The 23,413-nt window shown below is 70.5% G+C and carries 28 protein-coding genes; 8 read left to right on the top strand and 20 right to left on the bottom strand.

What is annotated here, in order from left to right; genetic code table 11:
• The first annotated feature begins 153 nt into the window (after positions 1-153).
• Complete coding sequence (locus ACIG5F_RS24785; protein ID WP_396521199.1) at positions 154-1,776, top strand: chromosome segregation protein; 1,623 nt, start codon at positions 154-156, stop codon at positions 1,774-1,776.
• A 53-nt stretch (positions 1,777-1,829) separates the two neighbouring features.
• On the opposite strand, the gene ACIG5F_RS24780 is transcribed toward ACIG5F_RS24785, so the two are convergent.
• Positions 1,830-2,522 carry an alpha/beta fold hydrolase gene (locus tag ACIG5F_RS24780; protein ID WP_396521198.1) on the bottom strand — a complete coding sequence of 231 codons (693 nt, stop codon included), beginning with the start codon at positions 2,520-2,522 and terminating at the stop codon, positions 1,830-1,832.
• A gap of 26 nt (positions 2,523-2,548) precedes the next feature.
• Between ACIG5F_RS24780 and ACIG5F_RS24775 the strand changes: the two genes are divergently transcribed.
• The gene (locus tag ACIG5F_RS24775; protein WP_396521196.1) at positions 2,549-3,091 is read left to right on the top strand and encodes an AAA family ATPase; all 543 of its coding nucleotides are present in this window, start codon (positions 2,549-2,551) and stop codon (positions 3,089-3,091) included.
• Between the two features lie 26 nt (positions 3,092-3,117).
• Positions 3,118-3,609, top strand: coding sequence for a GNAT family N-acetyltransferase (locus ACIG5F_RS24770; RefSeq protein ID WP_396521195.1), 492 nt, complete (start codon positions 3,118-3,120; stop codon positions 3,607-3,609).
• On the opposite strand, the gene ACIG5F_RS24765 is transcribed toward ACIG5F_RS24770, so the two are convergent.
• Positions 3,596-4,300 (bottom strand): alpha/beta hydrolase, encoded by a 705-nt coding sequence (locus ACIG5F_RS24765; protein ID WP_396521193.1) that lies wholly within the window; start codon positions 4,298-4,300, stop codon positions 3,596-3,598. The genes ACIG5F_RS24770 and ACIG5F_RS24765 overlap by 14 nt on opposite strands.
• 47 nt (positions 4,301-4,347) lie before the next feature.
• On the opposite strand from ACIG5F_RS24765, the gene ACIG5F_RS24760 reads away from it, so the two are divergent.
• The gene (locus ACIG5F_RS24760) at positions 4,348-4,689 is read left to right on the top strand and encodes a hypothetical protein (protein WP_396521191.1); all 342 of its coding nucleotides are present in this window, start codon (positions 4,348-4,350) and stop codon (positions 4,687-4,689) included.
• A gap of 3 nt (positions 4,690-4,692) precedes the next feature.
• Here the strand turns inward: ACIG5F_RS24760 and ACIG5F_RS24755 are convergent, their stop codons facing one another.
• Complete coding sequence (locus ACIG5F_RS24755) at positions 4,693-4,986, bottom strand: hypothetical protein (protein ID WP_396521189.1); 294 nt, start codon at positions 4,984-4,986, stop codon at positions 4,693-4,695.
• 49 nt (positions 4,987-5,035) lie between these two features.
• On the opposite strand from ACIG5F_RS24755, the gene ACIG5F_RS24750 reads away from it, so the two are divergent.
• The gene (locus tag ACIG5F_RS24750; protein ID WP_396521187.1) at positions 5,036-5,239 is read left to right on the top strand and encodes a zinc ribbon domain-containing protein; all 204 of its coding nucleotides are present in this window, start codon (positions 5,036-5,038) and stop codon (positions 5,237-5,239) included.
• On the opposite strand, the gene ACIG5F_RS24745 is transcribed toward ACIG5F_RS24750, so the two are convergent.
• The 9 genes from ACIG5F_RS24745 to dhaK form a co-directional block, all read right to left on the bottom strand.
• Entirely contained in the window at positions 5,236-5,643 is a 408-nt protein-coding gene (locus ACIG5F_RS24745; RefSeq protein ID WP_396521185.1) for a type II toxin-antitoxin system VapC family toxin, read from the bottom strand. The genes ACIG5F_RS24750 and ACIG5F_RS24745 overlap by 4 nt on opposite strands.
• A complete protein-coding gene (locus tag ACIG5F_RS24740) occupies positions 5,636-5,872 on the bottom strand; it encodes a FitA-like ribbon-helix-helix domain-containing protein (protein WP_396521183.1) in 237 nt (78 codons plus the stop codon). Before ACIG5F_RS24740 ends, ACIG5F_RS24745 begins: the two co-directional genes overlap by 8 nt.
• A 4-nt stretch (positions 5,873-5,876) precedes the next feature.
• The gene (locus ACIG5F_RS24735) at positions 5,877-6,137 is read right to left on the bottom strand and encodes a hypothetical protein (protein WP_396521181.1); all 261 of its coding nucleotides are present in this window, start codon (positions 6,135-6,137) and stop codon (positions 5,877-5,879) included.
• A gap of 20 nt (positions 6,138-6,157) precedes the next feature.
• Positions 6,158-7,918: a 3-hydroxyacyl-CoA dehydrogenase family protein gene (locus ACIG5F_RS24730; protein WP_396521226.1), complete on the bottom strand. Its 1,761-nt coding sequence runs from the start codon at positions 7,916-7,918 to the stop codon at positions 6,158-6,160.
• A gap of 232 nt (positions 7,919-8,150) precedes the next feature.
• Positions 8,151-8,861, bottom strand: a complete 711-nt coding sequence (locus tag ACIG5F_RS24725) for a class F sortase (protein ID WP_396521180.1) — start codon at positions 8,859-8,861, stop codon at positions 8,151-8,153.
• Between the two features lie 9 nt (positions 8,862-8,870).
• Entirely contained in the window at positions 8,871-9,512 is a 642-nt protein-coding gene (locus ACIG5F_RS24720; RefSeq protein WP_396521178.1) for a hypothetical protein, read from the bottom strand.
• 106 nt (positions 9,513-9,618) lie between these two features.
• The gene (gene dhaM, locus ACIG5F_RS24715) at positions 9,619-10,284 is read right to left on the bottom strand and encodes a dihydroxyacetone kinase phosphoryl donor subunit DhaM (protein WP_396521176.1); all 666 of its coding nucleotides are present in this window, start codon (positions 10,282-10,284) and stop codon (positions 9,619-9,621) included.
• Positions 10,281-10,901 (bottom strand): dihydroxyacetone kinase subunit DhaL, encoded by a 621-nt coding sequence (dhaL, locus tag ACIG5F_RS24710; RefSeq protein WP_396521174.1) that lies wholly within the window; start codon positions 10,899-10,901, stop codon positions 10,281-10,283. The genes dhaM and dhaL overlap by 4 nt, the downstream gene beginning before the upstream one ends.
• Before the next feature lie 2 nt (positions 10,902-10,903).
• Complete coding sequence (dhaK, locus tag ACIG5F_RS24705) at positions 10,904-11,905, bottom strand: dihydroxyacetone kinase subunit DhaK (protein ID WP_396521172.1); 1,002 nt, start codon at positions 11,903-11,905, stop codon at positions 10,904-10,906.
• A gap of 101 nt (positions 11,906-12,006) precedes the next feature.
• Between dhaK and ACIG5F_RS24700 the strand changes: the two genes are divergently transcribed.
• Positions 12,007-13,011, top strand: coding sequence for an ABC transporter substrate-binding protein (locus tag ACIG5F_RS24700; RefSeq protein ID WP_396521170.1), 1,005 nt, complete (start codon positions 12,007-12,009; stop codon positions 13,009-13,011).
• Between the two features lie 73 nt (positions 13,012-13,084).
• On the opposite strand, the gene ACIG5F_RS24695 is transcribed toward ACIG5F_RS24700, so the two are convergent.
• From ACIG5F_RS24695 to ACIG5F_RS24675, 5 genes are all read right to left on the bottom strand, one after another.
• Positions 13,085-14,593 carry an aldehyde dehydrogenase family protein gene (locus ACIG5F_RS24695; RefSeq protein WP_396521168.1) on the bottom strand — a complete coding sequence of 503 codons (1,509 nt, stop codon included), beginning with the start codon at positions 14,591-14,593 and terminating at the stop codon, positions 13,085-13,087.
• 109 nt (positions 14,594-14,702) lie between these two features.
• Entirely contained in the window at positions 14,703-15,659 is a 957-nt protein-coding gene (locus ACIG5F_RS24690) for a hypothetical protein (protein WP_396521166.1), read from the bottom strand.
• 283 nt (positions 15,660-15,942) lie between these two features.
• Entirely contained in the window at positions 15,943-16,224 is a 282-nt protein-coding gene (locus tag ACIG5F_RS24685; RefSeq protein WP_396521164.1) for a hypothetical protein, read from the bottom strand.
• A gap of 16 nt (positions 16,225-16,240) precedes the next feature.
• Positions 16,241-17,935, bottom strand: coding sequence for a sodium:solute symporter family protein (locus ACIG5F_RS24680; protein WP_396521162.1), 1,695 nt, complete (start codon positions 17,933-17,935; stop codon positions 16,241-16,243).
• A gap of 180 nt (positions 17,936-18,115) precedes the next feature.
• Positions 18,116-18,514, bottom strand: coding sequence for an HIT family protein (locus ACIG5F_RS24675; protein WP_396521224.1), 399 nt, complete (start codon positions 18,512-18,514; stop codon positions 18,116-18,118).
• Positions 18,515-18,565: 51 nt separating this feature from the next.
• Between ACIG5F_RS24675 and ACIG5F_RS24670 the strand changes: the two genes are divergently transcribed.
• The gene (locus ACIG5F_RS24670) at positions 18,566-19,480 is read left to right on the top strand and encodes a cytochrome c oxidase assembly protein (protein ID WP_396521160.1); all 915 of its coding nucleotides are present in this window, start codon (positions 18,566-18,568) and stop codon (positions 19,478-19,480) included.
• A gap of 93 nt (positions 19,481-19,573) precedes the next feature.
• On the opposite strand, the gene ACIG5F_RS24665 is transcribed toward ACIG5F_RS24670, so the two are convergent.
• From ACIG5F_RS24665 to ACIG5F_RS24655, 3 genes are all read right to left on the bottom strand, one after another.
• Positions 19,574-20,068: a hypothetical protein gene (locus ACIG5F_RS24665; protein WP_396521158.1), complete on the bottom strand. Its 495-nt coding sequence runs from the start codon at positions 20,066-20,068 to the stop codon at positions 19,574-19,576.
• 214 nt (positions 20,069-20,282) lie between these two features.
• The gene (locus ACIG5F_RS24660) at positions 20,283-21,149 is read right to left on the bottom strand and encodes a hypothetical protein (RefSeq protein ID WP_396521156.1); all 867 of its coding nucleotides are present in this window, start codon (positions 21,147-21,149) and stop codon (positions 20,283-20,285) included.
• 207 nt (positions 21,150-21,356) lie between these two features.
• The gene (locus tag ACIG5F_RS24655; RefSeq protein WP_396521154.1) at positions 21,357-22,229 is read right to left on the bottom strand and encodes an SDR family NAD(P)-dependent oxidoreductase; all 873 of its coding nucleotides are present in this window, start codon (positions 22,227-22,229) and stop codon (positions 21,357-21,359) included.
• A gap of 288 nt (positions 22,230-22,517) precedes the next feature.
• Between ACIG5F_RS24655 and ACIG5F_RS24650 the strand changes: the two genes are divergently transcribed.
• Complete coding sequence (locus ACIG5F_RS24650) at positions 22,518-23,402, top strand: glycoside hydrolase family 25 protein (RefSeq protein ID WP_396521152.1); 885 nt, start codon at positions 22,518-22,520, stop codon at positions 23,400-23,402.
• The last annotated feature ends 11 nt before the right edge of the window (positions 23,403-23,413 follow it).

Raw genomic sequence — 23,413 nt, 5'->3', positions numbered from 1 at the left:
TGCTGTGCCTGGCCCCGGCCGAGGGTCTCGGGGTGCGTGACGGCGAACTGCGCGCGCGGCATCTGTCCGACATCAACCGGTTCCGCGGCGTGTGACCCGTTTCCCGGTCGCTGCCGTGCACACCGGCCTCACTCCTACCGGTAGCGTGGACCCATGGCCCTCGGCAGCGACCGCGATCTCGTCCCGTTGGGAACCGGCTTCGACGTCGTCAAGCGCGGTTACGACAAAGCCCAGGTGGAAGACCACCTGGAACGGCTGGACGCCGACCTGAAGCTGCTGGCCGCCGACCGGGACGCCGCCGTGTCGCAGGCCAACGACCTGGCTCGGCAGCTGGAGAAGGCCCGGTCGGAGATCGACGACCTGCGCGGGCAGGTGGACCGGCTCTCGCTGCCGCCCACCACCTTGGAGGGCCTGTCCGAGCGACTGCAGCGAATGCTGAAGCTCGCTCAGGAGGAGGCCAACGAGACCAAGGCCAGGGCCGAGGCCGAGGCCGGACACATCCGGGCCAGGGCCGAGGAGGAGGGCGCCGCGCTGCGCGCCCGGTACGAGCAGATGATGCGGGACCTCGACGCCCGCCGGGCGGCGATGGAGACCGAGCACAAGGGCGTCATGGAGGCCGCCCACGCGGAGGCCAGGCGCATCACCGACGAGTCGGCTCAGAAGCGTGACGAGGCCGACGAGCTGGCCGCCCAGGCCCGGGCCAAGGCCGACGCCGAGTCCCTGGCCAAGCGGACCCAGATCGAGGAGGACTTCGAGATCGCCATGGCCTCGCGGCGCACCGATGCCATGCGGGCCCTGGCCGAGCAGGAGGCCGCCAGCAAGAACGAGGCCGAGAAGCGGGTGCGGGAGGCGACCGAGGAGGCCAACCGCCGCCGCCACGACTCCATCGCCGAGGCCACCGCCCGGCTCCAGGAGGCCACCGACGAGGCCCACCGCCGCGTCCGCGAGGCCACCGAGGAGTCCGCCCGCCGCGTCGGCGAGGCCACCCGCCGCGTCGACCACCTGCGTGGTTTGCGCAACCGCATTGCCAGCCAGCTCACCGAGGCCCGCGGCCTGATCGCCGCCGCCGCCCCGATGCTGGAGCGCCTGCCGGAGGAGAAGGCCAGCGACGAGTCGCCGACCGCGCAGATCAAGGTCCCCGAAGGCGGCATCCCCGCTCCCGCCGGCTCACCCACCGCCGGCCAGGCCGCCGCTCCGGCTCCGGCCCCGGCGGCCACCCCGGCTCCCGCCGCAGCCCCGGGCGCAGGCACCCCCGCGCCCGCCGGCCCGGCGCAAACGGCCCAGGCCACCAACACTCCCGCCGCGCAGCCCGCACCGGGCCAGCCGGCCCAGGGCAACGCCGCGCCGGCCGCTGGCGCTCAGGCGCCGGGCACTCCCGCCGGCCAGGCCCTGGCTCCGGGCGCGACTGCCGGCAAGCCGCAGGCTCCGGCCGCCGCCGGTCAGGCCGCGCCGGCGCAGCCCGCGCAGCAGCAGGCCATTCCGGCTCCGCTGGCCGCGACCAACCCGGCCGCGCAGCAGCGGCCGGCGGGGCCGCAGAACCAGGGCCAGCCGGCGCCGGCCAAGCCGGCGGCCCCGCGTCCGGGGGCCCGGCCGCAGGCCAAGCAGCCCCAGCAGGCGAAGCAGCAGCAGGCCAAGCAGCAACCGGCCCAGCAACAATCGGCCCAGCAGCAATCGGCCCAGCAGCAACCGGCACAGCAGCAGCCCGCCGCCAAGGACAGCGAGCAGACCAAGAAGATCCAGCGGCCGACCCCGCCTCGCCAGTCGGCCAAGCGCTGACCTACTCGCCACGCCGGCCCAGGACCACTCCGGTCCTGGGCCGGCGTGCGTCATCAGTCCGCGAAACCGTTGTCCGACAACCACTCCAGGACCACGGCGGTGAACGCCTCGGGGTCCTCGACCGGCGGCAGGTGACCGCAGCCGGCCAGCTCCACGACCCGAGCGCCGGGCACCGACACCGCGCCGGGGGCCATCAGGGCGTCCTCGGCGCCTCGTACGACAAGCGTCGGCACGGTCACGCCGGCGAGCAGCTCCGTCGAATCGGGGCGAGCGGCCATGGCCCGCTGGGCGCGGGCGACGACGGATCCCGGCTGCGAGTCGATGAGGGCACGGAGCGTGGCCACCACCTCGGGTCGGGCCCCGGGGGCGAGGAGGTTGGGGAGCATGGCGTCGGCGAGCCAGCCGGCGACGCCCTCGGATTCGGCCCGGGCGGCCATGGCCAGGCGGTTGTCCCGAGCCTCGGGAGCGTCGGCGGCGGACTTGGTGTCGACGAACAGCAGTCCGGCGACCCGCTCGGGGGCCTTGCGCAGGATGGCCATGGCCAGGTAGCCGCCCATGGAGCAGCCGCCGAGCACGAACCGCTGGTCACCGAGGGTTTCGAGCACCGCGTCGGCGGCGGCGTCCAGGCTCGGCGGGCCGTCGCCGAGGTCGGGCGTGACCAGCCGCAAACGTTTGGCCACCGGTTCGCGAATGCCGTCCCACATCCGGGAGTCCAACGGGAACGCGTGCAGCAGGACCAACGTCATGTCCGCCGACGCTACTGTGGACGCTCGTGGCTGACCATCCGCTCATCCTGCTGACCGGGACCTCCGCCGCCGGCAAGACCACCGTCGGCCGCCTGCTGGCCGACGCGCTGCCGGCCAGCGCGTTCGTCGAGGGCGACGCCGTGCGGACCATGATCCGCAACGGCCGCGCCGACATGACCCCGGAGCCGACCCCCGAGGCGCTGCGCCAGCTCGGGCTGCGCCACCGCCAGACCGCGCTGCTGGCCGACTCGTTCCACGCGGCCGGCTTCGCCACCGTGGTCGAGGACGTCGTCATCGGCCACCACCTGGTGGAGTTCGCCCGCTCGCTCACGGCCCGGCCGCTGCACGTGGTCGTGCTCGTGCCGGACGAGGCGACGGTGCGGCGGCGCGAGGCCGAGCGGGACAAGATCGCCTACGACGACGTGTGGACGCCGGCCGCGCTCAACGCCGTGGTGCACCGGGACACCCCGCGCATCGGCCTGTGGCTGGACACCTCCGCCCAGACCCCGCAGGAGACGGCCGAACAGGTACTGAAGCGGCTCCCGGAAAGCCGCATCGAGCACCTGTAATCGTTTGCCCACAGCACAATCGGGGCATGCTCGCCGAAGTGCGCACCGAGCGGCTGCTGCTGCGCCGCGTCCGGTCCGAGGACCTGCCCGCAGTGGTGCAGATCCAGGGCGACCCGGCGGCGAACCGGCACAACCCGATCGGCACGGCCACGCCGTCGCGGATCGCGCAGCAGCTGCGGTGCTGGGTCGCCGACTGGGAGGAGCACGGCGTCGGCTACTGGCTGGTGGTCGACGCCGAGACCGAGCAGGCCGTCGGCATCGGCGGCTTACGGCCGATCGAGCACGAGGGCCGGCCGGCGCTGAACATGTTCTACCGGTTCCGGCCGTCGGCCTGGGGGCGCGGGCTGGCGCTGGAGATGGCCCGCGCCGCCGTGGACTGGGCCGAGCGGGAGGGGCCGGCCGCGCCGGTGGTCGTGCTCACCACTCGCGACAACCTGCCGTCCATCCGCCTGGCCCGACGGCTGGGCTTCCAACTGTCCGGGGCCGATCCGTACTGGCTGGAGTTCAGAAGGCCTTAGGCAGCGGCACTTCGACGTCCGGCGCGACCGTGGCCACGATCGCGTCCAGCACCGGCTCGGTGTAGCCGACGAACAGGTGCTTGGCCCCGGCGAACTCCTCGATCCGGGCCTGTGGGACGGCCGCGAACCGCTCGCGGGCCTGGGCCGGGCGCAGGTAGTCGTCGAACTCCGGGACCAGGCAGACCAGCGGCTTGTCCGTGCCCGCCCACGCCGCCAGGTCCGTCGGCGCGCTGAAACGCAGCGGCGGGGAGATCAGCACCGCGCCCTCGACCTCGTCCGGGCAGCCGTGCCGCAGCGCCAGGTCCGTGCCGAACGACCAGCCGACCAGCCACACGTTGGGCAGGTTCCGCGCCTTGGCGAAGGCCAGCGCCGCCGCCACGTCCAGGCGTTCCGCGTCACCGCCGTCGAACGTGCCCTCGCTGCGCCCCGACTCGCTGGCCGTGCCCCGCGTGTTGAACCGCAGCACCGCGATGTCCGCCAGCGCCGGCAGTCGGTTGGCCGCCTTCCGGTACAGGTGCGAGTCCATCATGCCGCCATGGGTGGGCAGCGGGTGCAGGCAGATCACCGTCGCCCTCGGCGCCGCCTGCGCCGGCAGCGCCAGCTCCCCCACCAGCCGCAGCCCGTCCTCGGTCAGCAGCGTGATCGCCTCACGCCGGGCCGGCAACACCGTGTTGGCACGAATCTCGGTCACCGAAAAATCGTGCCAGCCCGGCGGGCCCGGGGCCGCACGATGCCGGCATGACCTCGACCACGCTGTGGCGGCCGACCGGCCCCGCCGAGCTGGAGCTGGTGCGCGCCACCGGGATGCGCCGCTGGCCGCCCCGGCGGCCCGACCAACCGATCTTCTACCCGGTGCTCAACGAGGACTACGCCGTCAAGATCGCCCGCGACTGGAACGTGCCGCACTCCGGCGTCGGCTACGTCACCCGGTTCCAGGTCCGCACCGCGTTCCTGGACCGCTACGAGGTGCGCCAGGTCGGCGGGCAGACGATCTTGGAGTACTGGATTCCCGCCGAGGAGCTGGAGCAGTTCAACGACAACCTCGTCGGCGAGATCGAGGTCGTGCACGAGTTCCGCTGACCGTCACCAGCGCCGGGACGTGGGCCGGCGGCGGCCCCGGCTGTTCCAGCAGGCCGTGTGCCAGTGCCGCCGGTCCTCCACGCCGCCGAAGTCGTCCGCCGGCCAGGCCACCACGTGCGGCGTGCCCGGCCGGATCTCGTGGTCGCAGCCCGGGCACCGGTACGTCTTGTCCGTTCCCCCGACCGGCCGGACGTTCCAGTCGCCGTCCGGGCCCGACTCCGTCCTGGCCCACCCGAACGTCGACGGGCGCGGCTCGTCGTCACCCTTCGGGCGCTGCGGTCGGTTTCGGCGGGGCACGGGTGACCAGGCTATCCGGCCGCCCTCCCGGTGCCGGACAATGGTCCTCATGCCGACCTACGACTTCCGGTGCCGCCAGTGCGGCGACACCTTCGAGGTGAACCGGCCCATGAGCAGCGCCGCCGACCCGGCCCCCTGCCCGTCCGGCCACGACGACACCGTCAAGCTGCTCACCACCGTCGGCGTCAACACGGGGACAGCAGCCCCCGCCGGTGGCGGGGGCTGCTGTGGTGGAGGCTGCTGCGGCGGTTAGTGCTGGCCGACCACCTCAACCTCACACGTCAGACCTGGTGCCCGGCTCAACCGGGCGTCACCGGTCAGCAGTGGCGCGTTGAGCGCTGTTGCCAAAGCGACGTAAGACGCGTCGTAGTAAGTGATCGTTTTTCGCAGCTCCCAGGCGGTGTCTCCGAGGGGACCCGCCGCCGGATATCGCAGACTGATTAGGTGGCGCGCTGCTTTGAGGCTCGTCGCCGCAACTTCTGACGTGATCTTGCCTGCCAGCTCACGTCGTCGAAGCGCCTGCCCCACCTCGTAGTCGACCAGTTGCGGCGCATGGCAAATAGCCGCCCCGAGCCGGTCCAACAGCGCGTCCGCCGCCGGACCGGTTGCCGTGGTCGCGTAGACGAACACCGAAGCATCAACAACAAGATCAGTCATTTCGGCCGGCCTCCACATCCGCCACGATGTCTGCCATCGTCGTCGGCCGTCCCTCCCTGGCCAGGACCGCCCGGATCGCGGCCATGACGTCGTTCTTGGTCGGCTGTGCGGCCAATGCGATCACCTGGTCGCGCATGTACGCCTGGATGGACTGACCAGCGGCACGCGCCCTCAGTCGGATCGTCTCGTACGCGTCTTCCGGGATGTCGCGGATCTGGATGGTCGCCACCACGTCAGGGTAGCGCTGATTCAGCGCTGTTGCGCTGATTGCCATGCTCATCTGTCTGTTCCTCAAGGTTCGAGGACAAGCCGGAGAGCGGTCGGGCCAGTCGGGCCTCGATCTCATTCAGCATCTCGTCGGATGTCCGCTGTGACGCCAGCGCGATCAGGTGGCCGCGGACGTAGTCCTCGACGGACTGGCCGGCGGCCTGGGCCTTGGCCTGGATCGTGTCGTTGACCCGAGGTGGCAACCCGAGCAGGCGCATGATCGTCACGAGCACAGGGTAGCGGACGGTCACCTGGTGTAGTCGCGGAACCCCTGGCCGGTCTTGCGGCCGAGGCGGCCGGCGGTGACGAGGTGCTCCAGCAGGGGAGCGGGGGCGAAGCCGGCTTCGCGGAACTCCAGGTACAGGGTGCGTTCGATGGCCAGGGAGACGTCGAGGCCGACGACGTCGAGCAGCTCGAAGGGCCCCATGGGCAGGCCGCAGCCGACCTTCATGGCGGTGTCGATGTCGTCGGCCTCGGCGTAGTGGGCCTCGAGCATCTTCACGGCGTCGTTGAGGTACGGGAAAAGCAGCGCGTTGACGATGAAACCGGCGCGGTCGCCACAGTGCACGGGCTCCTTGCGCAGCCGGCTGCAGACGGCGTGCGCGGTGGCGACGACGTCGGGGGACGTGGCGATGGTGGAGACGATCTCCACCAGCTTCATCACCTGGGCCGGGTTGAAGAAGTGCAGCCCGACCACGTCGTCGGGCCGCGAGGTGGCGGCGGCGCATTCGATGACCGGCAACGAAGACGTGGTGGTGGCGAGCACGGCGCCGGGCTTGCAGACCTCGTCCAGCGCCCCGAAAACGGCCTGCTTCACCGAAAGCTCCTCGGCGACGGCCTCGATCACCAGGTCGCAGTCGGCCAGGGCCTCGAAGTCGACGGTGGTGTGGATACGGGTCAGCGCCGCGTCCCGGTCGGCCTCGGCCAGCTTGCCGCGCACGACGGCCTTGTCGAGCGACTTGCGGATCTTGCCGACGGCGGCCTCGGCCTTGTCCACGCCGCGAGCCCGCAGCACGACGTCGTGCCCGGCCTTGGCGAAGACCTCGACGATGCCGGTGGCCATGGTGCCGGTGCCGATCACGCCGACCCGGTGCACCTCCCGCGGGGAGCCGCCGATCGTGGCCGACACGGCGGAATCCCTGACGACAACCGGGGAATCGGGGGCCTCGTAGGTGTAGAAGCCGCGCCCGGACTTCCGGCCGAGCAGCCCGGCGGTGATCATCTGCTTGAGGATGGGGGCCGGCGCGTGCAGGCGGTTGCGGGACTGGTGGTACATCGTGTCGAGGATCTCGTACGCGGTGTCCAGACCGATCAGGTCCAGCAGCGCCAACGGTCCCATCGGGTAGCCGCAGCCGTAGCGCATCGCGGCGTCGAGGTCTTCCCTTGTGGCGTAACGACTCTCGTACATCCGCACGGCGTGGTTGAGGTAGCCGAACAGCAGCGCGTTGGCGATGAAGCCGGCCCGGTCGCCGATCACCACCGGCGTTTTGCCCAACCCGTCGAGGAAAGCCACCGCGTCGTCGACGACGTCGTGCTCGGTGACGACGGTGCGCACCACCTCCACCAGCTTGAGCACCGGCGTGGGGTTGAAGAAGTGCAGCCCCAGCACCTTGCCCGGCCGCCCGGTGTGCACGCTGATCTCGGTGATGGACAGCGAGGAGGTGTTGGACGCCAGGATCACCTCGGGCCGCACGATCTTGTCCAGCTGGTTGAAGATCTCCGCCTTGAGGGCCAGGTTCTCGGGCACGGCCTCGATCACCAGGTCGACCTCGGACAGCGCAGAAAGGCTTGTGGCGCAAGAGATCCGGCCCAGCAGCTCGGCCCGGCCGGCCTCGTCGAGCTTGCCGCCGCTGACCGCGCGGGCGGTGCTGTGCTCGATGTGCCCGCGTCCCTTGGCGATCGCGGCCTCGTCCACCTCGACCGCCACCACCCGTAGCCCGCTGCGCGCGCACACCTCCGCGATGCCGGCGCCCATGGTGCCCAGACCAACGATTCCAACAGCGTTGATTCTCGACCCTGCAAGCAGGTCTTCGGGTGCGATTTCACGCGTCACGGCGGACCTCCGGCGCTCGTCGAAGCGGCGTCACTGGCTTGCTACGCGTCAGTAACATCCGAGCTTGGCGGAGATACTGCCATGGCGCGACCGCTCATCCGGGTGAGCTTCGCCACCGAATCGTGCAAGTTGGGGCCGGCGCCGGGACCGCGCCACCCAGGATCGACACGTCCCGGCGCCGACGTTCTCAGGCCGACAAGACGGCGGACACGATGATGTTGTCCACGTAGTTGCCGCTCGACTTGTCGAACGCGCCGCCGCAGGTGATCAGCCGCAGCTCGCGCTGGTTGGACGGCCCGTACACGGCCTGCGTGGGGAACTGGTTCTTGGGCACCTGCTGGACCTGGCGCACCACGAAGCTCAGCACCTGGCCGCTCTGCTCGGTCACCTTGGCCACGTCTCCGGGCTTGAGGTCGCGCAGCTTGTTGAAGACGCCGAGCTGGCCGCCGCCGTCCACGTGCCCGAGGATCACCGCCCGGCCGAGCTCGCCCGGCCGCGCGCCGAACTTGTACCAGCCGGCCTGAAGCGGCTGGCTGACCGGCGGCACCTCGACGGTCTTGTCGGCGTTCAGTCCAAGTTGGACCAACGAGGAGTGAGCGTTGATCGCGTCCACGTCCACCCGCACCGGCAGGCTGGGCCGGGTCCCGTTGTCGGCCGGCGGCACGGGGGCCTGCTGGGCCGATGACGACGGGGCGACATTGGTCGGCTGGCTGCTCGTCCCGCCCGCCACCGTCGACGTCAACGCCGTGTTCTGGGGCGAGCCGGAGTGGATGATCCCGAACGCGAAAGCGGTCAGCGCGACCACCACGGCCAGCGACCCGGCGACGATGTACGCCGTGCGCCGGTTGGGCGGTCCCCCGTCCCGACCGGGACGGGGGATGTGCAGTGTCGGCTCCATGCCCCGCCCTCAGCCGCGCTGGGCGACGGCGGCGGCGAGCCGGCGGCGGCGGGTCACCGCGACGCCGACGCCGGTGCCGGCGATCAGCACGATGCCGCCGAGCTCGGCCAGTCCGAGCAGCCCGGAACCGGTGTCGGACGGGCCTTCGCCACCGGTCTGGGGCGCGCCGCTGGGGTAGACCATGGTGGTCGAAGTGTCCACAGTGGTCGATGTCGTGGTGTTGGTGGTCGTGGTCCGGCTGGTGGTGGTGCCGCCCCCGCCGCCACCGCCGCGGTTGCCGTTGTCCACGTCGATGGACACGGAGATCTTCTGGTCGCCGCAGCGGAAGGAGATGTCGAACCGGCCCGACTTCACGTCGCTGCGCACCCGGGCGGTGGCCTGGAGGTTGAAGTCGTTGCGGTTGGTCTTGATCCATTCCTTGACGTTGTCGAGCGCGGCCGAGACGGCGATGTCGGCCCGGTTGGAGTTGCACTTGGCGTCCAGCTTGATCACGTCGCCGCCGTGGTAGGAACGCTGGGACGGCTCGATCTTCAGCGAGGCGTCGCCGTTGTTCTTGGTGCTGCCGGAGTCGGCGTACGCGACCGGCGCTGCCGCTACCAGCGCGAACGCGGCGAGCGCCGCACCCGCGACGACCACCCGAGTGACAACCATGAGCAGTCCTTCCTGAAAAGCACTGAGCCGGCCGGTCGGTCGAGCTGACAGTGACGATCGCCGCCAACTACGCCGCGAGCCGCTCGGACGGTTCAGTGCTTTCGGACTACTCCTCGAACTCGATCTCCACGAGCTTGCCGATCCGGCGCAGCGCCTCGGCCGCGTCCGGCCCGTCGGCCACCACCTTGATCGTGTCACCGCCGCGGGCCGACAGGCCCATCAGCGCCAGCACGCTGCGGGCGTCGGCCTGCTGACCGTTGTGGTAGACGGTCACGTCGGCCTTGAGGCTGGCAATAGTGCGCACCAGCAACGCCGCCGGCCGCGCGTGCAGGCCGACCTCGTTGCGCAGCACCATTTCGACAGATTCGCCATCGGCCGGCGCGGCCTGCTCGCCGAACTCCGGCGGCCGCTCGCCGGCCGCCCGGGCCACGGCGGCGAGGTCGCCTCCGCCCTGCGCGGCGACGGCCGCGGCGACCGCGCCCTCCACCACCGGGGCGTCCACCACGGTCGCGTTCAACGGATTCCCGTGCGACTCAACGGCCAGGTCGGCGATCATCCGGGCGCTGCCCAGGTCGTAGAGCAGCACCGCGCCGTCGCCGGAATCGGCCCGCTCCAACGCGGTCAGCACCTTGTCGAAATCGGTTCCGAGCGTGCCGTCCTCCATGCCGCCGGCGGCCCGGATGGTCACGTCCGGGGCCATCTGCCCGGCCAGTTCGGCCACTCCCTCGGCCAGCCGCACGCTGTGCGAGACGATCACCAGCCCGACGGTCATGACCCGGCCGCCGAATCGGCCAGCGACCGCAGCAGCAGCGCCGTGGAGCGGGCGCCCGGATCCAGGTGCCCGGCCGAGCGCTCGCCGAGATAGGACGCGCGTCCCTTCCTTGCCACCAACGGAATCGTCGATTCCGCGCCGGCCTCGGCCGCGGTGGCGGCGGCCGCCAGCACTTCGGCCACCGACTTGTCCCGCACGGCTTCGGCGGCCTCGACCGCCGGCCGCAAGGCGTCGACCATGGTCTTGTCGCCGACTTCCGCCTTGCCGCGCGCGACAATGCCGTCCAGCGCGGCCCGCAGCGCTGCGGCAACCGAGGCTCCGTCGACTTCCTCCAGGCCCGTCGCCGCGCGCAGGAAAGCCGTGCCGTACAACGGTCCCGACGCTCCCCCGACCTTGGAGATCAGCGTCTTGGCCACCAGCTTCAGCACCGCCGCCGGACTCTCCACTTCGGACGAATCCAGGGCCGAGGTCACGAAGTCGAAGCCCCGCTTGAGGTTCTCGCCATGGTCGCCGTCGCCGATCACCCGGTCCAGGTCGACCAGCTCGTCCCGGTGCTCGGCGACCACGGCCGCCATCGCCCGCACCGCCGACGCCACATCCGTTGTCGAGCAGCCCATCGTCACATCCCCCACCGCAGCGCCGCGGTGCGCACGGGCGCGTCCCACAGCTCGGTCAACTCGTCGTCCAGCTTCAGCAGCGTCACGCTCATGCCCTGCATCTCCAGACTGGTCACGTACGGGCCGACGAGTCGGCGTTCCACCACGATCCCCTTCTCCGCCAACAGCTTCTCGGCGATGCCGTGGGCCAGGTACAGCTCGACCAGCGGCGTGCCGCCCATCGAGTTGGTGAACAGCAGCACCCGGTCGCCCGCGGCGAACGGCAGGTCCTCCAGCACCGGTTCGAGCAGCCGGCGCACCAACTCGTCGGCCGGCTCCATCGTCCGCCGCTCCCGGCCGGGCTCGCCGTGGATGCCGATGCCCAGCTCGTACTCGTCCTCGGCCAGCTCGAAACTCGGCTGCCCGACATGCGGCACCGTGCACGCGGTCAGCGCCAGCCCGAGCGACCGGACTCCGGCGACCACCTTGCGCGCCAACGCCTCGCAGCGATCGAGGTCCGCGCCCTGCTCCGCCGCCGCGCCGACGATCTTCTCCAGCAGCAGCGTGCCGGCCACGCCGCGGCGGCCGGCGGTGTAGAGCGAGTCCTTCACGGCCACGTCGTCGTCGATCACGACCGTGCGCACGTCCACGTCGTCCATGGCGATGAGCTCGGCCGCGGTCTCGAAGTTCAGCACGTCACCGGTGTAGTTCTTGACGATCAGCAACACCCCGGCCCCGCCGTTGACCTGTTCGGCCGCCGCCTGCACCTGATCCGGCGTCGGCGAAGTGAACACCGCGCCCGGGCACGCGGCGTCGAGCATGCCCGGGCCGACGAAGCCGCCGTGCATCGGCTCATGGCCGGACCCGCCGCCGGAGATGATCGCCACCTTGCCCGCCACCGGCGCGTCGGCCCGCCAGATCGCCGCCGGATCCCGTTGCGCCTTCAGCAGGTCCGGATGGGCCAAGGCGATGCCCCGCAAGGCCTCGTCGACCACTGTGGACGGATCGTTGATGATCTTCTTCATCAGGCTGTCCCCTCGCTGCGGCAACCATCCGGCCCGCTCTTCCTACCCCCGCGAACACGTCACACGCCAGCCACGAAATTGCAAGGGTAGGCTCACCTAATATGAGAGCCAAGGGAATCGCCGCGTCGCTGGCGGCCGCACTCCTGATGACCGCCTGCGGACAGGCGCCGTCCACCGACGGCCGTTCCGAGGTGGCGCAGGGCGGCCCCGGCTTCCTCGACGCCGGCGCCCGCACCGCCAAGTACGGGACGGACGCGCTGCCCGGCGTGTTCCCGCGCACCATCACGCACGCCATGGGCAAGACCACGCTGGAGCACAAGCCGACCCGGGTCGTCGTGCTCGACACCGGCGAGCTGGACAACGTGGTGGCGCTCGGCGTGCGGCCCGTCGGCGTGGCCTTCCCCGACGGCTCCCCCGACATGCCCTCCTACATCGGCGACAAGGCCGGCAAGCCGGCCAACGTGGGCAGCACCAACACCCTCAACCTGGAGGCCATCGCCGCGCTCAAGCCCGACCTGATCCTCGGCTCCAAGCTGCGCGCCGAGAAGCAGTACCCGCTGCTGGCCAAGATCGCGCCCACGGTGTTCTCCGAACGTCCCGGCTACCCGTGGAAGAGCGACTTCCGGCTCAACTCCGCCGCACTGGGCCAGACCGACCAGGCCGACCAGCTCATCTCCGACTACGAGACGGCCGCCCGCCAGCTGGGCGCGGACGCGCTGGCCAAGCTGGGCAAGCTGCCGGTGATCTCCATGCTGCGCTTCATGCCCGGCCGGATCCGGCTCTACGCCGCGAAGTCGTTCATCGGCACCGTGCTGGCCGACACCGGCCTGCCGGTCACCGAGTCCGGCAGGGTCGACGACCTGGCCGTGGAGGTCGGCGCCGAGCAGATCGGCAAGGCCGACGCCGACTGGATCCTCTACGGCACCTACGGCGACCCCGGCAAAACCGCCCAGGCCGGCGTGCTCGGCGGCCCGCTGTGGCCGACGCTGACCGCCGTGAAGTCCGGCCACGCCAAGCCCGTCGCCGACGAGACCTGGTACCTCGGCCTCGGCGTGCTGGCCGCCAACGCCGTCCTCACCGACCTCCGCACCACCCTCGGCGCCTGATTTTTTGTGTCATGAAGGGCCCCATACTGACGTTGAGCGTCAGTATGGGGCCCTTCATGACGTCAAAACGGGGTCACTTGCGGCCGTAGCGGAGTTTGACGATGGTCAGGAGTTGGCGGACGGTGCCGCCGCCGCGGGTGAAGGACATGGGGTTGAGCAGCGCCTTGAACTTGCGGCGGGCCACCGCCTGGGGGCGGGCGAACTCGCGCAGGCCGTCCTCGCCGTGGATGCGGCCGAAGCCGGAGTCGCCGACGCCGCCGAAGGGCAGCGACGGGATGGCCGCGAACGCCACCACGCCATTGATCGACACCATGCCGGCCCGCAGCCGGCGGGCCAGCTGCTCGCCGCGGGTCTTGGAGAAAATGGTGCCGCCGAGGCCGTACTTGCCGGCGTTGGCCAGCCGGATCGCCTCGTCCACGTCGCGTACTCGGTTGATGGTGATGGTCGGCCCGAAGGTCTCCTCGGTGATCGCCGTCGAGTCCTCGGGCACGTCGGCCAGCACGACCGGCTCGACGAACGGCGGCCGCACCGACTCGACCCCGCCGACCAGGGCCTTCGCGCCCCGGTCGAGGGCGTCCTGCACGTGCCCGCGAATGATGTCGACCTGCGAGGGCATGGTGATCGGCCCGAGGTCGGCCCCGGGGTCGCCGCCCGGCCGCAGCTTGACGGCCAGCTTGCGCACGTGGGCGGTGAACTCGTCGGCCACGTCCTCGTGCACGTACACGCGCTCGACGCCGATGCAGGTCTGCCCGGCGTTGGACATCGCGCCCCACACCGCCGCGTCGGCGGCCAGCGCCACGTCGGCGTCGTAGTCGACGATCAGCGCGTCCTTGCCGCCGCACTCCACCAGGACCGGCGTCAGCGTCTCGGCGCACGTCGCCATCACGCGCTTGCCGGTGGCGGTGGACCCGGTGAAGGCCAGCTTGTCCACGCCGGACCGGCACAGCGCGGCCCCGGTCTCACCGAAGCCGGTGACCACGCTCAGCACCGGGTGCTCGGGCACGATCTCGGCCAGGGTGTCGGACAGCCAGGTGCCGACGCCGGGCGTCAGCTCCGAGGGCTTGAACACGACGGTGTTGCCGGCTGCGAGCGCGTAGGCGATGGACCCCATCGGTGTGAACGCCGGGTAGTTCCACGGCCCGATCACGCCGACCACGCCGACCGGCAGGTACTCCAGAGTGGCGGCCTGGTTAGACATCAGCAGCCCGGCCGACACGCGGCGCTTGCGCAGCACCCGCTCGGCGTTGCGGGCGGCCCAGTGCAGGTGGTCGATGACCAGCACCATCTCCAGCTTGGCGTCCGCGGCCGGCTTGCCGGTCTCGGCGCTGATCAGCCCGGCCGCCTCGTCCAGCCGCTTTACCAGCAGCCGCCGCCAGGCGTCCAGCCGTTCCTTGCGGCCGTCGAAGCCCAGTTCCTGCCACCAGTTGGCGGCCCGCCGGGCCTGCGCCACGGCGTCGGTGACCTGTTTGGCGTCGTGGATCGGGTGGTGGGCGACGACCTCTCCCGTGCGCGGGTCCAGCGAGGCGAACCGCCCGTCACCCGACGTGGTCACCGCACGGCTCTCCGGCGCTGTCTGAGTCATCGACCCTCCCGACATTGGGCACTCAGCTTTGTTACTGAAGAGTACGCAAGTGGACCCGTCCTCGTCAGCACCCATTCTCCCGGGCTGGTCGCGCCGCCGTGCGGGTGAATCAGGACTTGGGCAGCTTCGCCGCGACGATCTTGCCCGCGGCGACGGCGTGACCGCAGGTGTCGACCCCCGGCGTCTTCTGCCCGTTGCCCACGTAGACCGTGACGACCTCGCCGCGGTCGCCGGACAGCGGACGGTCGGCCCACTGCACCGTGCACGACGGGTAGGAGGTCGAGCTGTCGGACTGGTAGCCGGTGACGCCGCCCAGGTCGACCGGCGTCGGCGGCTTGTCGAAGCCGGGCACCGCCGGGTTCCCGCTGATCTTGGTCGAGACCTCCAGGGTCATCCCGTTCTGCCGCCACGCGCAGTCGTGCAGCGACTCGGAGTCCAGCCGGGCCTGCGGGCCGACCAGGGAAGCGATCGTCGCCGGGTCGACCAGGCCGCACGGATCGATGGGCGCCATCACGCTGCCGCCGGCCGGCAGTTGCGGCGGGGCGGTGCGGATCCGGGCGATCACCGCGGTCAGCGCCCGCTGCCCGATGCCGCACGGGTCGCTGCCCTTGGCGTCGACCCGGACGACGACGGCCCGGCTCGGCGAGGCCTGGGTGACGGCCTTGTCGGTGCAGCTCGCGTCCTGCTTGGCCTCAAGCACCCGCAGGCCGGCCAGGGCGATCGAGTCGTGGTCCAACTCCGGCACCGCGTCGCCGAGCGTGAGCGAGATCGTCGCCTGCTGTCCGTTTATCGACACCGTCGCGTGGCACCCCTGGAACGGATCGCCGGAAGGCTGGCCGCTGGGTGCGCCGAGATCGCCGAGCAACCTGGTGTCCAGCAGTCCGCACGGGTCGACCGCGCGCAGCTTGGCCTCGGTGAGCGCCGGGTCCACCGGCCCCGTGTCGGCCCCGCTGCTGGGGGCGGCGACGGTGGTTCGCGCGGACACGGACCGGGTGGTGTCGACGCCGGATGAACAGGCCGTGAGCACGGCCGCGGCCGCGAACACGGCGCAGGCGAGGCGGAGCACGGGTGCACCGTAGCGACCTGCGGCGATCCGTGTGACGTGAATCCCGTGATCGGTCTCACCGAGAGTTTCGGGAACGATTCAGAAGATCATCACGTCATACCAGATGCAAGGACAGCAAGAGAGACCCGGAAGGGGGACTGAAGTGATCAAGGTTCTGCGCAAGCAGGCCCGCAAGGCGGCTCGCCGGTTCGACGCTTGGACCGTGGAGGCGTTCAACCCGGTGTTCCCGCACCGGCGCAGCGGCCGGCGCTGAGGATCTCAGCACCGACCGCCGGTAGGTAGATCAGTTCTCGCCGACGCCAGTGGCGTCGTCGGCGGGCTCGGTCTCCGTCGCCACCACGATGGGACGCAGCCGGGCCCACAGGGCGAACGCGAGGCCCACCACGAGCATCACCACCCCGCCCCAGAGGTTGATGTTGATGCCGTCGGACTTGTCCAGGCCGGCCTGACTGGTGAAGGCCAGGCCCATCACGGTCAGCACCACGCCGTAGACGACGAACAGCAGGGCCAGCACGTAGCGGAGGTCGAACAGCCCCGCGCGCTGCTTGTTCACAGGTTCGCTCATCGGAGTTTGCCCTCCCTCACCAGAAGATGATGTTCAGAACGGCCGCCAGCACCAGGACGCCGACGCCCAGCACGACCGGCTTGCGGTACCAGCCGGCGTTCTCGCCGGTGTCGGAGTGCTTGAGGCTGTCGCGCGGCGTCAGCGACCACACAAGGCCCACCAGCTCGGAGTCCGGCTTGGGCGCGGTCACCAGCGTGACCAGCACGCTGATCACGACGTCCATGATGAACGCCGCGCTGGCCGCCACGAAGCTGGCGCCCTGCCCGGACAGCGTCAGCGCGCCGGTCCGGTTGAGGACGTCGATCGTGACCGCGGACAGGGTGCCGACGATCAGGCCGACACCGCCGGCCATCGGCGTCATGCGCTTCCAGAACATGCCCAGCAGGAAGGTCGCGAACAGCGGCGCGTTGAAGAAGCCGAACAACGTCTGGAGGTAGTCCATGATGTTGTTGAACTGCCCGGCGATGAACGCGGTGCCGATCGCGATGACGCAGCCGACGATGGTGATCGTGCGGCCGACCCGCAGGTAGTACTCGTCCGGCTTGTTCTTGACGACGTAGGTCTGCCACAGGTCGTAGGTGAAGACCGTGTTGAACGAGCTGACGCTGGCCGCCATGCCGGCCATGAACGCCGCGACCAGGCCGGTGATGGCCACGCCCAGCATGCCGTTGGGCAGCAGGTCGCGAATCAGCAGCTCGATGGTGTTGTTGTAGGTGACGCCGTTCTGCAGCGTGCCGCCGCTGGCCTTGAACGCGGCCAGCTCCGGCGAGATCACCGCGGCGATCATGCCCGGGATGAAGATCAGCAGCACGATCAGCGTCTTCGGGTACGCGCCGATCAGCGGCGTGCGCCGGGCCGCCGACATGCTCTTGGCCGACAGCGCCCGCTGCACCTCGGCGAAGTTCGTGGTCCAGTAGCCGAAGGACAGTACGAAGCCGAGGCCGAACACCAGGCCGATGACCGAGAGCACGCCGTTGGAGATGCCGGTCAGGTTGGAGCCGGGCCAGGAGTGCAGCTCGGCGGCGGCGTCGGAGTTGGCCGCGGTGATCTTGGCGACCAGGCCGTTCCAGCCGCCCACCTTGTAGAGGCCGACGATGGTCAGCGGCAGCAGCATCGCCACGATCACGAAGAACTGCATGACCTCGTTGTAGATGGCCGCCGACAGGCCGCCCAGCGTGGTGTAGGCCAGCACGACCGCGGCCGCGACGATGATCGCCACCCAGGTCGGCCAGCCCAGCAGCAGATTGATCACGGTGGCCAGCGCGAACAGGTTGACGCCGGCGATGAGCACCTGGGCCAGCGCGAAGCTGAGGCTGTTGACCAGGTGCGCGAAGCGGCCGAACCGCCGGAGCAGGAACTCCGGCACGCTTCGCACCTTGGAGCCGTAGTAGAAGGGCATCATCACCAGGCCGAGGAAGACCATGGCCGGGATGGCGCCGATCCAGTAGTAGTGCACCGTCGGCACGCCGTACTGCGCGCCGTTGGCGGTCATGCCGAAGATCTCGACGGCGCCCAGGTTCGCCGAGATGAAGGCCAGGCCCGTGACCCAGGCCGGCATCGACCGGCCGGACAGGAAGAAGTCCAGGCTGGAGGACACCGAGCGGCGGGCCAGCGCGCCGATGCCCAGCACCAGGACGAAGTAGAAGCCGAGTAGGACGTAGTCCACGGGTCCGGCGTCCAGCCGGAGGTTCGCGTCCGCAAGGACGGTCACCGGCCCCACCTCCACACATCGAACAGCACCGAACAGCATTCACCACCATGTGGCGGAAGCGAACGTTACCGCACAGTCATGGGGCGGTGAACAGGTCGAAACCCAGCTGTTGTTTTTGTTGGAAAGTCACACTAATTGACCATGGGTGGAGCCGCACGGCGACACCCGGTCACGAGTCGATCACAGCTCGCGCCGGACCAGCTCCGCGACCTGGTCAAGATCGCTCCGCGTAGCCGGGTGGACCGTGCCGTGCAGGTGGAAGCCGTCCCCGACCATGCGCGGGATCACATGCAGGTGCACGTGGAACACCGACTGGCCGGCCGCCGCGCCGTCACACACCAGCAGGTTGATCCCGTCCGGCCGCAGGCTCAGCCGGACGGCCGCCGCCAGCCGCTGGGCCAGCGGGAACATCAGGGCGCCGGTCGCCTCCGGCAGCTCGGCCAGGGTGGTCGCGTGCCGCTTGGGCACCACGAGCAGGTGGCCCCGGTTGACCGGCATCAGGTCGCAGAACGCGATCAGGTCCTCGTCCTCGTGCACCACGCTGGCCGGCGCGGTACCGGACACAATGGCGCAGAACACGCAATTCCGGTCCAATTTGGACACCCCCACGGCAGTGACAGACTGGTTGCCGTGCCGGAGCCTCTCACGCTGGTCACCGCCCTCACGTCGTGGACGGCCGACCCGGTGTCCCTGCTGGTGATCGTGCTGCTCGGCGGCTGGTACGGGCTGTCAGCCCGCCGCCTGGGCCGCTGGCCGCGCGCCCGGACGATCGCCTTCTACGGCGCGGGGCTGGGCGTCTACGCCATCGCCACCCTGTCCAGCATCGGCGTCTACGCCGACACCCTGTTCTTCATGCGGGCTGCGCAGATCATCCTGCTGCTCATGGTGGCTCCGCTCGGCCTGGCGCTGGGCGCCCCGTTCACCCTGCTCCGCGACACCGGGCCGGCGTGGCTCGTCGCCCGGCTGCGTTCCTTGCTGCACGGGCCTTTCGGCAAGGTCATCGCCTTCCCCGCCACCGCCTCCGCGCTGCTCATCGCCACGCCTTGGCTGCTGTACTTCACGTCCTGGTACCCCACCGTGCTGCGTAACGGCGTCGTCGACGAGCTCACCCGGCTGGCCCTGCTGCTGATCGGTCTTGTTTACTTTTGGAGCCGCTTGCAGCTGGACCCCGTGCCGCGGCGCTTCCACCACCTCGTGTCCGTGTGGATCACCCTCGCCGAGGTCGTCTGCGACGCCGCGCTGGGCCTGACCCTCTGGTTCTCCGGCCACATCGTCGCCGAGTCCTACTACCAGGCCCTGGGCCGCACCTGGGGCCCCGACCTCCGCCTCGACCAGACCTTCGGCGCCGGCGTGCTCTGGATCGTCGGCGACCTCGCCGGCCTGCCGTTCCTCGGCGCCCTGGTCAACCGCATGACCAAGGAGGACGCCAAGCAGGCCAAGGAAATCGACCGCGTCCTGGACGAGCGGGAAGAGGCGGGCGAGGACTCCACCCGCCCCTGGTGGGAGTCGGACCCCACGCTCTCCGAACGCTTCCGCCGCGGCTGACCCGGGTCGTACGCCCGCTTTTCCTTCTGTCGCGCGGGGTTGCCGCCCGGCGGGGGGAATCACTCTGGGCGGGAACCCCACGCGAGCCGCCGGTCAGCCAGGGTTGTTCACCGCCTGCTCGGCGTCGGCCAGAAAGCTCTTGTAGGCGCCGTTCTCCCAGGTGGACCACTGGTCCCATGCGGTGCCCTCGCTGGAGATCTCGTAGGCCGCCTTGGCGTTCTCGACCGGATCGAAGGCCTGCTGCTCGCTGACCTCGGGATGCCAGTAGTCGTTGATCTGCCACAGGCCGCGGTCCCGGGTGCAGTTCTCGTTGACCAGCAACGCTTTCGTGAAGCCGCTGCTCTCGGCCAGCGCCACCGCCACCGCGTTCACCAGGCCGTCGCCGGTGAACCCGGTGTCCTTGGCCAACTTCGCCAGCTGCTTGGCCGACAGCTGGTCCCCCTCGGTCCTGCTGACCGACTGGCACGTCTTGTGTTCCACCGGCGCCGAGGCCTGCACCGAGGCCGACGGGGCCGCGGCCCCCGGCACCATGCCGGCCAGCACCGACGCCGCCGCGATCGCGACCAGCCGGGACAGCGCTTCAACCACCTGGAGCTCCGAACTGCCGAGGAGGAAACGGGAACACATCCAGCTATGCCACCGCTTCGCCGGCCCCGCCAGCATCCTGTCCCGATTCGGACGGAATCCCCCGACCACGCAACCGAATCGACTGGACCACCTAGTGCATGAGTCCCGGTTGCTCCGTCTCACAATTGTCGCACAACCACGACTTCCGGCACGACGTCCGGGCACGACGTCCGGGTCACTTCAACTCGAGCCGCATCCCCACTCGCTGCCCCTCGGCCAGATCCCGGCCGGTCAACCGCACCTCGGTGCGCCCATCGGCCCCCGGTCGCACGGCCAGCGCGACCCGTTCGTCATCGTCGGCGAACCCGATCGGATCGAAATACGCCGTCTTGCCGGCCGGCAACTCGACGACGTACTCCAACTCGGCCATCGGCGGACCCACAGTCACACAGAAATCGTCCGGCAGTCGATCGACCGTCAACGGCCGGCACCGACCGGGCCACTGCACGTCGACGAATACGGCGACCTCGTCACCGAAGGCCAGCGGCCGCCGAAAATGCGCCCACACCTCCAGCACGCCGTCTTCGCGCCACCAGGTCCGCTCCACGGCGTGCACCTCGCGATGACCTGCCGCCTCCGTCACCCGGGCCTTCGCGATGACCTTGTCGCGATAACGCTTGGGCTGGTTCCACCCTGGGCCCAGCTTGAGGCGGAAGAACGGAAGGCCATCGCGATCCGATGCCACCCGAATAGCGATGAACGACCGAGTGTCGCCGTTGCCCTCGACCGTCATCCTCTGCCGCCAGGTCACGACCCGCCAGTACGGTCCGGCGGACAACACTTCCAGGCAGGCACACCGGAACAGATCCTCGACCGCAGCACAGCGACGACGCCAGTACCGCCTGCTCGCGGCCAACAGCAGAAACATCCCCAAGGCCACCAGCGACACGGCGACGATCGTGGCCGCCTTGATCGAGTCGTTTCCGAGCACGGCGCCGAGCAGCGCGCCAAAGCCAAGAATGCCCAGCGCGCCTTGAAGCACGCCGGCCGCACCGGTGTCGGCGAGGTAGTCGTCCAGCCACGTGACAAAGCTGCGCAGCATCGGGACCTCCCTGAGCCGGTGGAACTCAAGTAGGCCGCGAATCCGCACAAGCCACTGGAAAAGGCACCTGATCGGCTCAGCGCCGCCGGACAGGCGTCGCTCCAGGTGGTGATGCGAGAGAACGGTCAGGCCCGATGCCGAGATCAGCCTGGCCGCGGGCAGGCTTGGCGGCCGCCTGCTCCGTGAGCGGCGCGGGGCCAAGGGAGATCATCGCCGCATCTCGGCGAGGGGGTCCACATCAGCGGCGGTGGCGGCGGCGTGGTCGGTGGAAATGCTGAGGTCCCGCCATTTCGCGTCCTCGGCGGCCCGGGCCTGCGCGGCCAGTTCGGCGTAGCGCACGGCATCGCTGCCCAGCAGCAGTCGGACCGGGGGCTCGGGCAGATCGGCCACCTGGAGCACCACCTGGGCCACCTTCGCGGGATCGCCGGCGGGCAGCAGATCCGTGCCGCCGAACATGGCGGCCAGGGCGCCGACGGTTTGCTGGTACGGCGGGCTGATCGGCGGCACGGCCATCGAGGAGCCGGCCCAGTCGGTGCGCATGCCGCCGGGCTCCAGCACCGTCACCTTGATCCCCAGCGGCGCGACCTCCTGGGCCAGCACCTCGGAGAAGCCGCCGACGGCCCATTTCGCGGCCTGGTAAGCGGAAAGTCCCGGCGTCGCGGTTCGTCCGCCGACCGAGGAGACCTGGATGACGTGGCCGCTGCCCTGCTCGCGCAGCACCGGCAGCGCCGCCTTGGTCACGTTGACCACGCCGAGCAGGTTGGTGTCCAACTGGGCCCGGAAGTCCGCGGCCGTGATGTCCTCGACCGAGGCCAGGTTGGCGTAGCCGGCGTTGTTGACCACGACGTCCAGCCGGCCGAAGGCCTCCACCGCCGCGCCGACCGCCCGCCGGGCCGCCTCGGCGTCGACGACGTCCAGCCCGATCGGCAGCACCTGGTCGCCATATCGCTCGACCAGATCGGCCTGCTGCTCCGGCCGCCGCGCGGTGGCCGCCACCCGGTGTCCGGCGGCCAGCGCCGCCAGCACGATTTCCCGGCCCAGGCCCCGGGAACTGCCCGTGACGAGGAAGACCTTCGCCATGATCGCTCCTTATTGAGTGAACGTTCATTTGACTCTGGCCAGGCTAGCCCCGACCGAAATCGCGCGTCAAGTGAACGTTCATTCAAGAGTGGCGGAGCTCACGACCGGAGCAACCGCACACCCCGAAGGAGCAGCGGAAACCGGCCGGGCCGGCAGCGGAGCGGGGTCGCGGTGATCCGATCGGCTATGCCTGTCCGGCACGGGTTTACGGCCGATCGGCGGCCGGGTATCTGATCCAATAGGGGGTCCCACGCGTATGGCTCGTTGTCCCTACCCGGTGAGGAGCCCATGGCCGACTACGGCATCGATGTCAGCGGCTACAACACGATCACCAACTGGTCGCAGGTCCGCGCCGGCGGCAACGCGTGGACCTGGGCCAAGGCCACCCAGGGCGACTACTACACGAATCCCTTGTTCGGCGGGCAGTTCGCCGGCTCGTCGGCGGCCGGGCTGATCACCGGGGCGTACCACTTCCCCGACCCGGGCGTCAGCGTCGCCGCCAACGTCGGCCACTTCGTCTCCGTGGCCGCCCCGCTCGGCTCGTTCGGCGACGGCGCCCTGCTGCCCATGCTCGACCTGGAGGACTCCCCCGCCGACGGGATCGCCTGGAACGCCGGCAACGTCAACAGTTTCGTGCCCGCGTTCCGGGACGCCCTCCGGGCCGCCACCGGCCAGGCCAAGCTGTGCGTGTACGCCCCGCAGAGCTGGTGGGCCGGCGGCATGCTGCGCCCCAACGACTGGGCCGACGCCGACGTCTACCTCTGCGCCGCCCGCTACGGGGTCGCCCCCGGCGACGTCGGCTGGTCGCATCCGCGCCTGGCCGTGCACCAGTACACCAACGCCGCGCCGACTCCCGGCTCGGCCCGCCCCACCGACCGCAGCGTCACCGTCGGCGCCTTCGACGCCGCCGCCCTGACCATCGGAGAGGACGACGAGATGGCTGGCTTCTGGTTCATCGGCAACGCCGACACCGGCGAGACCGCCCTGCTCTACCCCAACGGCGACTTCGTCGGCGTCGACGGCAGCAACTACAGCGCCGTCATCTCCGCCAACCGCATCCCCAAGCTCGACGTCCCCCAGAACGTCTGGAACGACATGGTCGGCCGCCGCAAGGCCGAACTCGACTACCTCGGCGGCGTCATCTCCGGCCGCCAGACCCAGAACAGCCAGTGACCCCGCCCTGA

Source organism: Kutzneria sp. NPDC052558 (assembly GCF_044547355.1).
Lineage (GTDB): Bacteria > Actinomycetota > Actinomycetes > Mycobacteriales > Pseudonocardiaceae > Kutzneria.
This window is presented reverse-complemented; position numbering and strand designations above follow the sequence as displayed.

Bases quoted from the DNA above. Each gene is read 5' to 3' on its own strand.
- ACIG5F_RS24785 (WP_396521199.1), top strand. From the start codon at position 154: ATGGCCCTCGGCAGCGACCGCGATCTCGTCCCGTTGGGAACCGGCTTC.
- ACIG5F_RS24780 (WP_396521198.1), bottom strand. From the start codon at position 2,522: ATGACGTTGGTCCTGCTGCACGCGTTCCCGTTGGACTCCCGGATGTGG.
- ACIG5F_RS24770 (WP_396521195.1), top strand. From the start codon at position 3,118: ATGCTCGCCGAAGTGCGCACCGAGCGGCTGCTGCTGCGCCGCGTCCGG.
- ACIG5F_RS24760 (WP_396521191.1), top strand. From the start codon at position 4,348: ATGACCTCGACCACGCTGTGGCGGCCGACCGGCCCCGCCGAGCTGGAG.
- ACIG5F_RS24750 (WP_396521187.1), top strand. From the start codon at position 5,036: ATGCCGACCTACGACTTCCGGTGCCGCCAGTGCGGCGACACCTTCGAG.
- ACIG5F_RS24745 (WP_396521185.1), bottom strand. From the start codon at position 5,643: ATGACTGATCTTGTTGTTGATGCTTCGGTGTTCGTCTACGCGACCACG.
- ACIG5F_RS24725 (WP_396521180.1), bottom strand. From the start codon at position 8,861: ATGGAGCCGACACTGCACATCCCCCGTCCCGGTCGGGACGGGGGACCG.
- ACIG5F_RS24720 (WP_396521178.1), bottom strand. From the start codon at position 9,512: ATGGTTGTCACTCGGGTGGTCGTCGCGGGTGCGGCGCTCGCCGCGTTC.
- dhaM (WP_396521176.1), bottom strand. From the start codon at position 10,284: ATGACCGTCGGGCTGGTGATCGTCTCGCACAGCGTGCGGCTGGCCGAG.
- dhaL (WP_396521174.1), bottom strand. From the start codon at position 10,901: ATGGGCTGCTCGACAACGGATGTGGCGTCGGCGGTGCGGGCGATGGCG.
- dhaK (WP_396521172.1), bottom strand. From the start codon at position 11,905: ATGAAGAAGATCATCAACGATCCGTCCACAGTGGTCGACGAGGCCTTG.
- ACIG5F_RS24700 (WP_396521170.1), top strand. From the start codon at position 12,007: ATGAGAGCCAAGGGAATCGCCGCGTCGCTGGCGGCCGCACTCCTGATG.
- ACIG5F_RS24695 (WP_396521168.1), bottom strand. From the start codon at position 14,593: ATGACTCAGACAGCGCCGGAGAGCCGTGCGGTGACCACGTCGGGTGAC.
- ACIG5F_RS24685 (WP_396521164.1), bottom strand. From the start codon at position 16,224: ATGAGCGAACCTGTGAACAAGCAGCGCGCGGGGCTGTTCGACCTCCGC.
- ACIG5F_RS24660 (WP_396521156.1), bottom strand. From the start codon at position 21,149: ATGCTGCGCAGCTTTGTCACGTGGCTGGACGACTACCTCGCCGACACC.
- ACIG5F_RS24655 (WP_396521154.1), bottom strand. From the start codon at position 22,229: ATGGCGAAGGTCTTCCTCGTCACGGGCAGTTCCCGGGGCCTGGGCCGG.
- ACIG5F_RS24650 (WP_396521152.1), top strand. From the start codon at position 22,518: ATGGCCGACTACGGCATCGATGTCAGCGGCTACAACACGATCACCAAC.